A 13,119-nucleotide genomic window follows, 5' to 3' on the forward strand; every position below is an offset into this window, starting at 1 on the left:
GCTGTGCGTGCTGCTCGCGGTCGTGGCCTCGGCTGGCCACGGGATCGCGAGCGGCGCGATCTCGGCGGTCGCGCTGTTCCTGGCGATCAGGAGCGTGTGGGACGTGGCCTTCAGCCCGTTCGCAAGCGCGATGGTCACGCTCCCGCTCGCCCTCGCGGTGCTGCTGCCTGCGCTGCCGCGCGCAGTGCCTCGGAGACCGTCGCACGGTAGGCGGCAGGCGCATGGCGTCGCTGGGCCTGGGCCGCGCTCGCCGCGACGCCGCTGACGACCTCGTCCCAGCGCTCGACGATCCCCGCGAGCGCGTCCGCGAGGGCCGTGGCGTCGCCCGGCGGCACGAGCGTCGCGGTCGGGTAGCCGCCGGCGGCCTCGCGCAGCCCGCTCGTGTCGCTCGCGACCACCGGCCGGAGCGCCAGGATCCCCTCGACCGCGGTGTTGCCGAACGGCTCGTCGATGGTGCTCGGCACGACGAGCACGTCGCAGGCGTCGACGAACGCCCAGACGTCATCGTGGAACCCGTGGAACGCGACGGCGTCGCCGAGCCCCGCCTCGCGCACGGAGGCGCGCAGCTCGTCCTCGAACCACTCGTAGCCGGCGAAGGCCGAGCCGAGCAGTCCCACGTGCGCGGCGACGCCGCGCTCGCGCAGGAGCCGTGCGGCGGCGACGAGCACCTGCGGCCCCTTGCGCGGCGAGAGCCGGCCGAGGTAGAGCACGCGCAGCGGGCCGTCGAGGCGGGCGCGCGGGGGAGCGGGGTCGGCCGGGGCGGCGACGCCGTTCGCGACGACGACGGCCCTGCGGGCGAGCGCGGGCAGGCTCGCGGCGATCGTCCGCAGGCTGAACGCGCTGTTCGCGAGCACGCGGCGCGACAGCAGGTGCGGCGCATAGAGCAGCGCGTTCACCAGCCGCGAGCCCGACGCCTCGGCCTCGTGCACGTGGCTGATCGAGGGCACGCGCCGCAGGCGGGCGACCACGGGCCAGAGGGGGATCGTGATGGTGTTGACGTACACGGCGTCCGGCCGAGCGCGAGCGACGATCCGCCATGCCGCCGCGGTGCCGCGGAGGGTCGAGCGCACGAGCGCCGGCCATCCGTTCGGCCGCAGCAGCGCCTTCCGCAGCACGAGCGAGGGCGCGATCACGATCGTCGCCCCCGCCCCGAGGAGCGCATCGACGAGCGGGCCGTGCTCGGGGAGCGCGACCACGCACCGCCAGCCCTGCTCGCGGGCGGCGACGACGCTCTCGAGCAGCATCCGGTCGGAGCCGAACAGCTCGGCCCCCGGATGCGCGAACAGGCAGGTGGGCATGCTCACGACGTGCTGTCGTACGGGCTCCGCGAGAGCGTGACGGCGTTCAGGACCACGCCGAGCACCGTCGCCGGCGTCGCGTCGAGCGCCGCGATCGCGCGCAGCAGGGTCGCGCGCTTCGTGCGGTCGGCGCGCGCGACGAGGATGGAGGCGTCCGCGGCGGGCGCGAGCCAGAGCGCGTCGCTCACCGCGAGCACGGGCGGCGCGTCGATGATCACGTACTCGTAGGCGGCGCGCGCCTGCTCGATGACGCCGCGCAGCCTGCCGCTCGTGAACAGCTGCCCGGGGTTCGGCGGCTTCGGACCGCTCGGCAGCACCGAGAGCCGGGCGTGGCCCCACTGCTGCGCGGCCTCGACGAGCGTCGCGTCGCCGACGAGCACGGTCGTCAGTCCCACCGCGCCCTCGACGCCGGTCGTCTCGGCGAGCGTCGGCCGCCGCAGGTCGGCCTCGACCAGCAGCACCCGGTGCCCGACATCCGCGAGCGTGAGCGCGAGGCCGACGCTCAGCGACGACTTGCCCTCGCCTGCGGCGGCGCTCGAGACGAGCAGCACCCGCCGCGACTGATCCATGTCGACGAACTTCAAGGCGGCGGTCGTGTGCCGGAGCGTCTCGGCGACGCGTCCGCCGGGATGGTCGCGCAGCGACGCGGCGACGCCGCCCGCGCCGGCGCGGCCGACGGTGCCGAGCACCGGCGTCTCGCCCAGCACCTCCTGGAGCTCCTCGACCGTGCCCATCCGGCTGCCGAACAGGCGCAGCCCGAGCGCGGCGAGCACGCCGAGCACGAGGCCCGCGCCGCCGCCGAGCACGGTGTTGAGCCGCGTGTTGGGCGCGATCGCGGCGAGCGGCGTGCGCGCGGGGGCGATCACCGACACGCGCACGGCGGGCTCGCCGTCCGCGCCCTCCGGCGAGGTCGCGGCGACGGCGTCCGCGAACTCGACGGCGATCGCGTCGGCGACGTCCCTCGCGCGCTCGCCCGACGCATCCGACACCCCGATCTCGATCACGACGGTGTTGAGCGGCGCGTCGACGTCGGTGCGGGCGGCGAGCCGCGCGGCGGTCTCGTCGAGCCCCATCTGCTCGATGACGGGCTCGAGCACCACGGGGGAGCGCGCGAGCACGGTGTACGTCTCCACGAGGCTCTGCACGTAGTTCGAGCCCTGCACGAGCTCGGTCGTCGAGTCGCCGCGCGCCGGGATGATCATGACGGTCGTCTCGGCACGGAAGCGCTCAGGCATGAGCTGCGAGACGCCCCACCCGGCCCCGGCTCCGAGCGCCGCGAGCAGCACGATCACCAGCCAGTGCTTCCGCAGCGCTGCGGCGTACTCGTGGAGCGTCAACGCGACCCCCTCTCAGAGCCTCACCTCGCATTCTGCACCGTCCTCCTGGCTGTCCGGCCCAAGCCGTGCATCGACGCGCCCGTCGCGAGCTCCTCGGCCAGCCGCTCGTACTCGTCGGCGACGTCCTCCCAGCGGAAGGCGCGTGCAGCGCGGTCGCGGGCGCGGAGGCCCCGGGCGATGACGAGCGGCTCGTCGGCCTCCGCCCGCGCGAGCGCCGCGGCCAGCTGCTCGGGGTCACGGAAGGTCCACGCGTCGTCGGCGAGCACCTCGCGGTTGAAGTCGACGTCGAAGGCGATCGTCGCGGTGCCGGCGCCCATCGCGCGCAGCAGCGACGGGTTCGTGCCGCCGACCGAATGCCCGTGCACGTAGGTGTAGGCGTGGGCGTAGAGCGCGTCGAGCAGCTCCTGATCCCAGACGCCGCCGAGGAGCCGGATGCGGTCGTCACCGGCGGCCGCGTCACGCACCGCGCGCGTGTAGTCGGCGCTGTAGGGCGCGGATCCCACCACCGCGAGCGGCAGCCGCGCGCTGCTGCGCCGGTAGCCCTCGACGATCTCGAGCACGTGGTTCTCGGGCTCGAAGCGCGCGACGGCGAGGTGGAAGCGCTCGGCATCGAGCCCCAGCGCCCTGAGCGGTGCGGTCGAGCAGCGGTGCAGCACGGGCGCGCCGTAGCGGATGAGCTCGGTCGGCACCCGGAACTCGCGGAGGTAGTAGTCGGCGATGCCTGGCGCGTCGGCGATGAGCGCGTCGGCGGTGCGCACCGAGCGGGACTCGGCCCAGCGGTAGTAGGCGCGGCCCGCGCCGCCCCACTTCGCGCGCCGCCACTCGAGCCCGTCGACGTGCACCGCGACGGGGATGCCGCGGGCGCGCAGGAGCGAGACGTACGGCGCGTTCGCGGCGTTGAAGACGAACGCGGCATCGGGCGGCGGGCCGGCGATCGCGTGCAGCGTCGCGAACCCGGTGCGGCTGAGGGTCTCGAGCTGCTTCACCGGCAGCGACGGCACGTGCACGAGGCGCATGCCGAGGTGCTCGTCGAGCCGTGGATGCGCGCGGTCGCCGTAGACGGTGACTTCGTGCCCGCGCCCGGCCAGCCGCGAGCCGATCTCCTCGACGGCCGTCTCGAAGCCGCCGTAGGCGGCGGGGACGCCCCGGGTGCCGAGCATCGCGATGCGCATCGGGGGCCGCCTCAGTACGCGCCGGCCGGGCGCACCATCACCCGGGCGGTCTTGACCATGATCATGAGGTCCTGCATGACCGACCAGTTCTCGACGTAGCGCAGGTCGAGCCGCACGCTCTCGTCCCACGAGAGGTCGCTGCGCCCGCTGATCTGCCAGAGGCCGGTGATGCCGGGCTTCAGGTAGAGCCGGCGCATGACGGTGCCGTCGTAGGCGGTGACCTCGCCGGGCAGCGGCGGCCGCGGCCCGACGACGCTCATGTCGCCCTTCAGCGCGTTCCAGAACTGCGGCAGCTCGTCGAGGGAGTACTTGCGCAGCACGGCGCCCACACGCGTGACTCGGGGGTCGCTGCGCAGCTTGAACAGCGGCCCGGCGCCCTCGTTCTGCGCCCGGAGGGCCTCGAGCTGCTGCTCGGCGTCGATGTGCATGGTGCGGAACTTCAGCATGCCGAACGTGCGGCCGTCGCGGCCCACCCGCTGCTGGCGGAACAGCACCGGGCCGGGGGAGTCGAGCCGGATGGCGATCGCGATCGGCACCGCGAGTACGGCGATCGCGAGCAGCGCGCAGGTCGCGACGACGATGTCGAGCGCGCGTTTCAGCACGTGGCGGCCGCCGTCGAACGTGGGGATGCGCACCTGGATGAGCGGCAGGCCGTCGACGGGCCGGAACGAGATCCGGGGGCCGGCGACGTCGGTGAGCCTGCTGAAGAGCACGAGCTCGGCGCACGTCCCCTCCAGCTGCCTGCTGACGCGCGTCAGGTACTCGGGATCGGCGTCCGGCTTCGCCGCGAGGATGACGGTGTCGGCGCCCATCCGCTCCGCGCTCTCGGCGAGCGAGGCCTTCGAGGTGAGCACCGGCACCGGCCGGCCGTCGAGCTCGAGCGGGTCGCCGGGGTCGCCCGTGACCGCGGCGCCCACCACCCGGTACGCGAGGTCGCGGGTGCCGCCGAGCCGCTCGAGCACGTACTGGACCTCGTCGCGGTCGCCGATGATGATGGTGCGCGACGCCCACTCGCCCTCGCGGCGCCGGGCGAGCAGCCAGCGCCGCCACTGCCAGCGGCTGATGAGCAGGCCGACGAGGCCGATCGGCAGCGCGAGCAGCAGCTGCAGCCGCAGCTCCGGCCACTCGACGACGAGCGCAGCGGCCGCGAGCACGGCGAACGCGATGCCGGTCGCGTGGGCGACGCGGCGGTACTCGGTCGCGCCGCCGCCGAGGATCGCGGAGTCACGGGAGTGGAAGGCCGCGAGTGCGACGAGCCACGCGACCATGGTCGCGAGGGGCGCCGCGAGGGCCGGCTCCACGGGCCAGGCGGCGACCTCGATGGCGGCGGTGTCGAGGCCGCCGAGCGCGACGAGCAGGGTCGCGGCGAGCACGACGGCAGTGTCGGCGATCACGAGGCGGGTGCGGCTGCGCCGCTCCCACTGCAGCCGGCGGGTCAGGGTGCTGGTCGCCCGGGGCGACTGCGCCCCGGGGAGCGTGATCCCGACCGCTCGCGCGCGGGCTCCGAGCGGAGCGGCCGCTCCCTGCACCTGCACCACCTGCACCACCCGCTCGATTGCAATAACAGCGTTCTAGAACACAGTATGCGCGGCGTCGAGGGGGCGGCAAGCGACGATCCCCGCATGAGCGGACTCATGCGGGGATCGTCAGGCGGCGCTGAGGCGTTGCTCAGCCGAAGGATGCTCAGCCGAGCGAGGACTCCAGGATCGCCTGCAGCTCCTGCGACGAGCGCTTCGCGGAGCCCGTCGCGGGGCTCGCGGATGCGGCGCGGCCGACCACCTTGAGCGTGCGGCCGTGCAGGTGGCGGGGGAGCGCGAGGTGCACGAACGGCCACGCGCCCTGGTTGAGCGGCTCCTCCTGCACCCAGACGAGCTGCGCGTTCGGGTAGCGGTCGACGGCGGCGTTGATCTCGTCCACCGGCAGCGGGTAGAGCTGCTCGACCCGCACGAGCGCGATGTCGCTGCGACCGCGCTTGGCGAGCTCGGCCTTCAGGTCGTAGTGGATCTTGCCCGAGTGCAGCAGCACGCGCGTGACGGCGCCCGCGTCCTGCACCTGCTGGTTGTCGATCACCGGCTGGAAGCGGCCGCTCGTGAAGTCCTCGACCGCGCTCGTCGCGTCGCGCAGGCGCAGCATGGCCTTCGGCGTGAAGACCACGAGCGGGCGGCGCGGACGCGCGTACGCCTGGCGGCGCAGCAGGTGGAAGTGGTTCGCGGGCGTCGACGGCCGGGCGATCGTCATGTTGTTCTCGGCCGACAGCTGCAGGAACCGCTCGATGCGGGCCGAGGAGTGGTCGGGGCCGGCGCCCTCGTAGCCGTGCGGCAGCAGCAGCACGAGCGACGACTGCTGGTTCCACTTCTGCTCGGCCGAGGCGAGGAACTCGTCGATCACGATCTGCGCGCCGTTGGCGAAGTCGCCGAACTGCGCCTCCCACAGCACGAGCGCGTCGGGCCGCTCGACAGAGTAGCCGTACTCGAACGCCATCGCCGCGTACTCGCTCAGCAGCGAGTCGTAGATCGACAGGCGCCCCTGCTGCTCGCCGAGGTTCGCGAGCGGCAGCCACTCCTGGCCGTTGTGCCGGTCGTGCATGACCGCGTGCCGCTGCACGAACGTGCCGCGACGCGTGTCCTGGCCCGACATGCGCACCGGCGTGCCCTCGAGCAGCAGCGAGCCGAGCGCGAGCAGCTCGCCGAACGCCCAGTCGACGCCCCCCTCGCGACTCGCCTTGACGCGCTTGTCGAGCACCTGCTTGACCTTCGGGTGCACCGTGAACGACTCGGGAGCGTTGCCGTGCGCGTCGCCGATGGCGGCGATGACGGATGCGTCGACACCGGTCGTCTCGGGCTCGCCCGCGACCGCCTGCTCGGCGTGCGGCGTGACGATGGGCATCGAGCCGGTCGCCGCGGCGTGCGTCTCCATGAACGCCTGCTCGAGCTTGCCCTGGAAGTCGGCCTGCGCCGCCTCGTACTCGTCCTTCGTGATGTCGCCGCGGCCGACGAGGTTCTCGGCGTAGAGCGTGCGCACCGAGCGCTTGGCCTCGATGAGCGAGTACATGAGCGGCTGCGTCATGGTGGGGTCGTCGCCCTCGTTGTGCCCGCGGCGGCGGTAGCAGATGAGGTCGACGACGATGTCGCGCTTGAACTCCTGGCGGTACTGGAACGCGAGCTCGGCGACCCGCACGACGGCCTCGGGGTCGTCGCCGTTCACGTGCAGCACGGGCGCGTGGATCGACTTCGCGATGTCGGTCGCGTAGGTCGAGGAGCGCGACTCGCTCGGCGGGGTCGTGAAGCCGAGCTGGTTGTTGACGACCAGGTGGATGGTGCCGCCGGTCTGGTACGCCCGCAGCTGCGACAGCTGGTGCGTCTCGAAGACCACACCCTGGCCGGCGTTCGCCGCATCGCCGTGCACGAGGATCGGCAGCACCGAGTGCTCGCCGTCGCCGATGCGGTCCTGCTTTGCGCGGACGATGCCCTCGAGCACGCCGTTGACCGCCTCGAGGTGCGAGGGGTTGGCGGCGAGGTAGACGGGCACGGTCGAGCCGTCGGCCGCGGTGAACTCGCCCTGGTTGCCCAGGTGGTACTTCACGTCGCCGGAGCCCTGGAACACGGCGGCGCCCTCGAACTCCTGGAACACCTGCCCGTAGGTCTTGCCCGCGATCGAGGTGAGCACGTTGAGGCGGCCGCGGTGCGGCATGCCGATCGCGACCTCCTCGAGGCCCGCCTCGGCGCTGCCGGCGAGCACGGCGTCGAGGAACGCGATCATCGACTCGGCGCCCTCGAGCGAGAAGCGCTTCTGGCCCACGTACTTCGTCTGCAGGAACGTCTCGAACGCCTCTGCCTCGTTGAGCTTGCGCAGGATGCGCATCTGCTCGTCGTGCGTGGGCTTGACGTACGGCACCTCGAGGTGGCTCTGGAACCACTGGCGCTGCGCCGGGTCGGCGATGTGCATGTACTCGATGCCGATGGTGCGGCAGTAGGTGTCGCGCAGCACGCCGAGGATGTCGCGCAGCAGCGCCGAGCGCTTGCCGCCGAAGCCGCCGGTGACGAACTCGCGGTCGAGGTCCCAGAACGACAGGCCGTGCTGCTCGATCTCGAGGTCGGGGTGGGTGCGCTGCACGTACTCGAGCGGGTCGATGTCGGCCATGAGGTGGCCGCGCACGCGGAACGAGTTGATGAGCTGCGCGACGCGCGTCTGCTTCGAGAGCTCGTCGGCGGCGCGCACGGAGACGTCGGTCGACCACTTGATCGGCTCGTAGGGGATGCGCAGGTCGGCGAAGATGCCGCGGTAGAAGTCCTGCTCGCCCACGAGCAGCCCGTGCACGATCTTCAGGAACTCGCCCGAGCCTGCGCCCTGGATCACGCGGTGGTCGTAGGTCGAGGTCATCGTGACCGTCTTGCCGATGCCCGCCGCGGCGAGCCGCTCGGGGCTCGAGCCCATGAACTCCGCCGGGTAGTCGAGCGCGCCGACGCCGATGATGGCGCCCTGGCCCTGCATGAGGCGCGGCACCGAGTGCACGGTGCCGATGCCGCCCGGGTTCGTGAGCGAGATGGTGGTGCCGGCGAAGTCGCCGGCCTCGAGCTTGTTGGCCCGCGCCTTCTTGACGAGCGCCTCGTACGCGCCCACGAACTCCGAGAAGTCCATGGTTTCGCAGCTCTTGATGCTCGGCACGAGCAGCGCGCGCGAGCCGTCGGGCTTCGGCATGTCGATCGCGATGCCGAGGTTGATGTGCGGCGGCGCGACCATCGCGGGCTTGCCGTCGATCTCGTCGTAGTAGACGTTCTGGCTCGGGAAGGCCTTGAGCGCCTGCACGAGGGCGTAGCCGATGATGTGGGTGAACGAGACCTTGCCGCCGCGCGTGCGGCGCAGGTGGTTGTTGATGACGATGCGCTGGTCGATCATCAGCTTCGCCGGCACGGTGCGCACGCTCGTCGCGGTCGGCACCGACAGCGACTTGTCCATGTTGGCGGCGAGCGACTTCGGCATGCCGCGCAGGGTCGTGACGACCGGCTCCTCGGTCGGCTTCGCCTCCTTGGCCGCCTGCTTGTCGCTCGCGGTCGGCGCGTCGGCGGGCACGGGCTTCGGTCGCGCCGCCTGGCGCGTCGTGCGCGCGACGATGCCGCCGTCGGCCTTCGCGGGGGCGGGCGTGTCGGCCTGGCCCTCGGTGTTCTCCTGCGGCGCGTCCTGGTTGCGCTGGCCCTCGCCCGAGTCGACGGGCTGGTCGGGGCGCGACTCGGCACGGACGGGCTTCCGCGGCGGCGCGGGCTGCTTCGGCGGAGCGGGCGTCGCGGCGGGAGCGGCGGGAGCGTCCGTCGCCGGCGCGGGCTTCGGCGGCTCTGCCGTGGCGGTCGCGGTCGCAGCCTTCGGCGCCTCGCTCATGCCGGTGGCGGCACCGCCGCCGTCACGCTGCGCGGCGTACCGCTCGAGGATGGGCCACCACGACTGGGCGACCGACCCCCTGTCCTTCACGAAGAGCTGGTACTGCTCCTCGACGAGCCACTCGTTCGCTCCGAAGTCACTGTCGTCCGCCGGGCTGGACACGGTATCGATCGCCTCTTCCGATGTTCTTCTCGGGCATGCCGCAGGCAGTCCGCGGCGACATCGCCCTCCAGCATAGTCGCGCCGCGGCCGCGCTCAGTGCCGCAGGCCGAGCTCCGTGAGGTCGACGCCGGCGGCCTCGACGGCGAGCAGCATGACCTCGCGTCGCCAGACGACGCGCGGCTCGAAGCGCAGCGGCATGCCGGCCTCGCTCGGCGTGCGGTCGCCCTTCGCGCCGTTGCACGCCACGCACGCCGTGATGGTGTTGAGCCACGTCGATGCGCCGCCGCGCGAGGCGGGGTGGATGTGGTCGATCGTCGCGCCCGGCCCTTCGCAGTAGGCGCAGCGGCGGCGGTCGCGGTCGAGCACGCCCCGCCTGCTCCACGGCATGCGGTCGTACAGCCGGGTGTGGGGGATCTGCACGTACTCGTTGAAGACCACGACGCGCGGCACGGGCAGCTCGAGGGAGTTCGACCGGATCGTGCCGTCGGCGGCGAGCATGATCTGCGCCCGCTCCTTGACGATGAACGCGACGGCGCGCTGCAGCGAGGCGACGCCGATCGGCTCGAGCGTCGCGTTGAGCACCACCACCTGCGCGGTCATCGCACTGCCTCCAGGGACATGGTGCACCACGCCGGTGAACGGGGGCTATGGGCGCGCGAGCGCGTGGGCGGCTCGGCGTAGCCTCGGGCCATGGATGTCGCGGTCGTGCCGCTGGCGCACGGCGAGCGCATGGCGGTGGCGACGCTCGACGCCGAGCGGGCCGTCGACGTGCGCGTCCACGACGCGCAGCGCATCGCCGACGACGAGCGCCTGGCGCGGGCACGCGTGCGCCTCGTCTGGCAGGACGCGCGCGCGGTCGTGCCGGCGCTGCTCGCGGCCGGGGTGCGCATCGAGCGCGCGCGCGACGTGCGGCTCGTGCACCGCATCCTCGCCGACGCGCGCGGGCTGCCGTTCGAGGAGCGCTGGGCGCGCCCGCTGCGCCGCGACGCCGAGGGCCTCTTCTCGCTCGCGCCCGAGGCCGAGCCGCTCGACGAGCTCGCGCTGCAGCTCGGCGCCCAGGAGCGCGCGATCGGGGCCGACACGGGCCTCGCGATGCTGGCCGGGGCGGAGTCGATGGGGGCGGTGGTCGCGACCGAGCTCGGCCGCGAGGGCCTGCCGTTCGACCGCGCGAGGCACGATGCGCTGCTCGTCGAGGCGCTCGGCGAGCGCGGCGCCGGCGCCGGCGGCAGGCCGCGGCGCATGGAGCAGCTTGCCGGCGAGGTGCGCGCCGCGCTCGGCGAGCCCGGCCTCAACCCCGACTCGCCGCAGGAGGTGCTGCGGGCGCTGCGGCGCGCCGGCCTCGACGCGTCCTCGACGGCGCGATGGGAGCTGCGCGAGCTCGAGCACCCCGCGATCGGGCCGCTGCTGGCGTACAAGCGGCTCTCGCGGCTGCACACGGCCAACGGCTGGGCGTGGGCGCAGCGGTGGGCGCGGGTCGACGAGCGGGGCCGCTGCCGGCTCGCGATCGAGTACGTGCCGGGAGGCGTCGTCACCGGCCGGTGGGCGACGGAGGGCTCGGGGGCGATGCAGATCGCGCGGCAGATCCGCGGCGCGGTCGCGGCCGAGCCCGGCATGCGCCTCGTGGTCGCCGACGCCGCCCAGCTCGAGCCGCGCGCGCTCGCCGCGCTCGCCCGCGACGAGGCGCTCGCGGAGGCGGGGCGCGGTGCCGACCTCTACCAGGGGCTCGTCGACCGGGGCGTGGTCGACAGCCGCCAGCACGGCAAGCTCGGCATGCTGGGCGCCCTCTACGGCGGCACGACCGGCGAGTCGGCGGTGATGCTGCCGCGCCTCGCCCGCGCCTATCCGAAGGCGCTCGCGGCGGTCGAGCAGGCGGCGCGGGCCGGCGAGCGGCGCGAGCGCGTGCGCACGTGGCTCGGGCGCACGTCGCCGCTGCCGCCGCGCTGGCGCGACGACGAGCGCGGCGCCCGGCAGGCGCGCGCCTGGGGCCGGTTCACGCGCAACTTCGTCGTGCAGGGCACCGCCGCCGAGTGGGCGCTCGCCTGGATGGCCGGCGTGCGCCGCGCGATCCGCGACGTCGAGGGCGCGGCACTCGTGTGCTTCCTGCACGACGAGGTGATCGTGCAGGCCCCGGTCGAGCACGCGGATGCGGTGGCCGAGTCGGTGCGCGAGGCGGCGGCGCTCGCCGGCCGCGTGCTCTTCGGCGACTTCCCGGTCGACTTCCCGGTGCAGACCGCGGTCGTCGACGACTGGGGGCAGGCGAAGGACTGACGGATCTACCCTGGTGGCATGCGCTTCATCGACGACCTGCCGGAGCACGACCTCACCTACTCCGACGTGTTCCTGGTCCCCAGCCGCAGCGACGTCGGCTCCCGCATGAGCGTCGACCTGTCGCCCGACGACGGCACGAGCGCGTCGCTGCCGATCGTCGCGTCGAACATGAGCTCGGTCACCGGCCCGCGCATGGCGGCGACGCTCGCGCGCCGCGGCGGCATGGCGGTCCTCACGCAGGACCCGCCGCTCGAGGAGACGGTCGCGTCGATCGACTGGGTGAAGGCGCAGCCGGTGCGGCTCGAGTCGCCGCACCGGGCGAGCGCCGACGACGTCGTGCAGGACGTGCTCGAGCGGGTGCCGGCGATGCCCGGGCACGCGGTGGCCGTCGAGGACGCCGACGGCACGCTGCTCGGCGCGATCCCGGCGGAGCGGCTCGGCTCGGCGCTCGGCGACGCGCGGCTCGGCGACCTGCTGCACTCGCACCTGCCGCACCTGTCGCCCGCGGACGCGGTCGACGGCCGCGCCATGTTCGCCGCGCTCGAGCGCGAGGGCGTCGACGTCGCGCCGGTCGTCGAGGAGGGCAGGGCGATCGGGATCGCCTCGCGCCTCGGCGCCATCCGCTCCGACATCTACCGTCCCGCCCTCGACGCATCCGGCCGCTTGAGTGTCGCCGCCGCGGTCGGCATCAACGGCGACCCGGGAGCGAAGGCGAAGGCGCTCGTCGACGCCGGGGCCGACGTGATCGTCGTCGACACGGCGCACGGCCACCAGGAGGGGATGCTGCGGGCGCTCGAGGCCGTCCGCGCCGCGGTGGGCGACGACGTGCCGGTCGCCGCGGGCAACATCGTCTCCTCCGACGGCGTCCGCGACCTCGTCGCGGCGGGCGCGTCGATCCTGAAGGTGGGCGTCGGGCCCGGCGCCATGTGCACGACGCGCATGATGACCGCCGTCGGGCGGCCGCAGTTCTCGGCGGTGCTCGACACCTCGGCGACGGCCATCGAGCTCGGCGCGCGCGTGTGGGCCGACGGCGGCGTGCGCTACCCGCGCGACGTGGCGCTCGCGCTCGCGGCCGGCGCCTCGAGCGTCATGATCGGCTCGTGGTTCGCCGGCACGATCGAGGCGCCCGGGAGGCTGCAGCGCGACGGGCAGGGCCGCCTGTACAAGGAGTCGTGGGGCATGGCCTCGACGCGCGCGGTGCTCGGGCGCTTCGGCCAGCTCGACGCCTACGAGCTCGCGCGCAAGCGGCTCTTCGCCGAGGGCATCTCGTCGTCGACGATCCTGCTCGACCCGCAGCGGCCGAGCGTCGAGGACCTCGTCGACATGATCACCGCCGGCGTGCGCTCGTCGTTCACGTACGCGGGTGCCGACACGGTGCCCGCGTTCCGCGAGCGGGCGCGGGTCGGCGTGCAGTCGGCCGCCGGCTACGAGGAGGGCAAGGCGCTGCCGGTCTCGTGGTGAGCCCAGGTAGGATGCCCGGGTGAACGACGACAGTCATAGTCCCTCGCC

8 protein-coding genes are annotated in these 13,119 nt (G+C 73.8%); 2 read left to right on the forward strand and 6 right to left on the reverse strand.

Annotated features, from left to right (window positions below):
- Nucleotides 1-134 precede the first annotated feature (134 nt).
- The 6 genes from AC1RNL_RS12110 to AC1RNL_RS12135 all read right to left on the reverse strand — a co-directional run bounded on the left by AC1RNL_RS12110 (nucleotide 135) and on the right by AC1RNL_RS12135 (nucleotide 9,942).
- Nucleotides 135-1,298 carry a glycosyltransferase gene (locus tag AC1RNL_RS12110; protein WP_492935390.1) on the reverse strand — a complete coding sequence of 388 codons (1,164 nt, stop codon included), beginning with the start codon at nucleotides 1,296-1,298 and terminating at the stop codon, nucleotides 135-137.
- A 2-nt stretch (nucleotides 1,299-1,300) separates the two neighbouring features.
- Nucleotides 1,301-2,635, reverse strand: a complete 1,335-nt coding sequence (locus AC1RNL_RS12115) for a tyrosine-protein kinase domain-containing protein (protein ID WP_492935369.1) — start codon at nucleotides 2,633-2,635, stop codon at nucleotides 1,301-1,303.
- Nucleotides 2,636-2,655: 20 nt separating this feature from the next.
- Nucleotides 2,656-3,807, reverse strand: coding sequence for a glycosyltransferase (locus AC1RNL_RS12120; protein WP_492935370.1), 1,152 nt, complete (start codon nucleotides 3,805-3,807; stop codon nucleotides 2,656-2,658).
- A gap of 11 nt (nucleotides 3,808-3,818) precedes the next feature.
- Complete coding sequence (locus AC1RNL_RS12125; RefSeq protein WP_492935371.1) at nucleotides 3,819-5,354, reverse strand: sugar transferase; 1,536 nt, start codon at nucleotides 5,352-5,354, stop codon at nucleotides 3,819-3,821.
- Between the two features lie 136 nt (nucleotides 5,355-5,490).
- Nucleotides 5,491-9,342, reverse strand: a complete 3,852-nt coding sequence (locus tag AC1RNL_RS12130; RefSeq protein ID WP_492935372.1) for a multifunctional oxoglutarate decarboxylase/oxoglutarate dehydrogenase thiamine pyrophosphate-binding subunit/dihydrolipoyllysine-residue succinyltransferase subunit — start codon at nucleotides 9,340-9,342, stop codon at nucleotides 5,491-5,493.
- A 93-nt stretch (nucleotides 9,343-9,435) separates the two neighbouring features.
- Nucleotides 9,436-9,942, reverse strand: coding sequence for an HNH endonuclease (locus AC1RNL_RS12135; RefSeq protein ID WP_310124510.1), 507 nt, complete (start codon nucleotides 9,940-9,942; stop codon nucleotides 9,436-9,438).
- Between the two features lie 90 nt (nucleotides 9,943-10,032).
- On the opposite strand from AC1RNL_RS12135, the gene AC1RNL_RS12140 reads away from it, so the two are divergent.
- Together AC1RNL_RS12140 and guaB1 are read left to right on the forward strand one after the other, a co-directional pair.
- Nucleotides 10,033-11,610, forward strand: a complete 1,578-nt coding sequence (locus AC1RNL_RS12140; RefSeq protein ID WP_492935373.1) for a bifunctional 3'-5' exonuclease/DNA polymerase — start codon at nucleotides 10,033-10,035, stop codon at nucleotides 11,608-11,610.
- A gap of 18 nt (nucleotides 11,611-11,628) precedes the next feature.
- Nucleotides 11,629-13,071, forward strand: coding sequence for a GMP reductase (gene guaB1 / locus AC1RNL_RS12145; RefSeq protein ID WP_492935374.1), 1,443 nt, complete (start codon nucleotides 11,629-11,631; stop codon nucleotides 13,069-13,071).
- Nucleotides 13,072-13,119 lie beyond the last annotated feature (48 nt).

Source organism: Agrococcus sp. GW821-FHT14H11 (genome assembly GCF_058803545.1).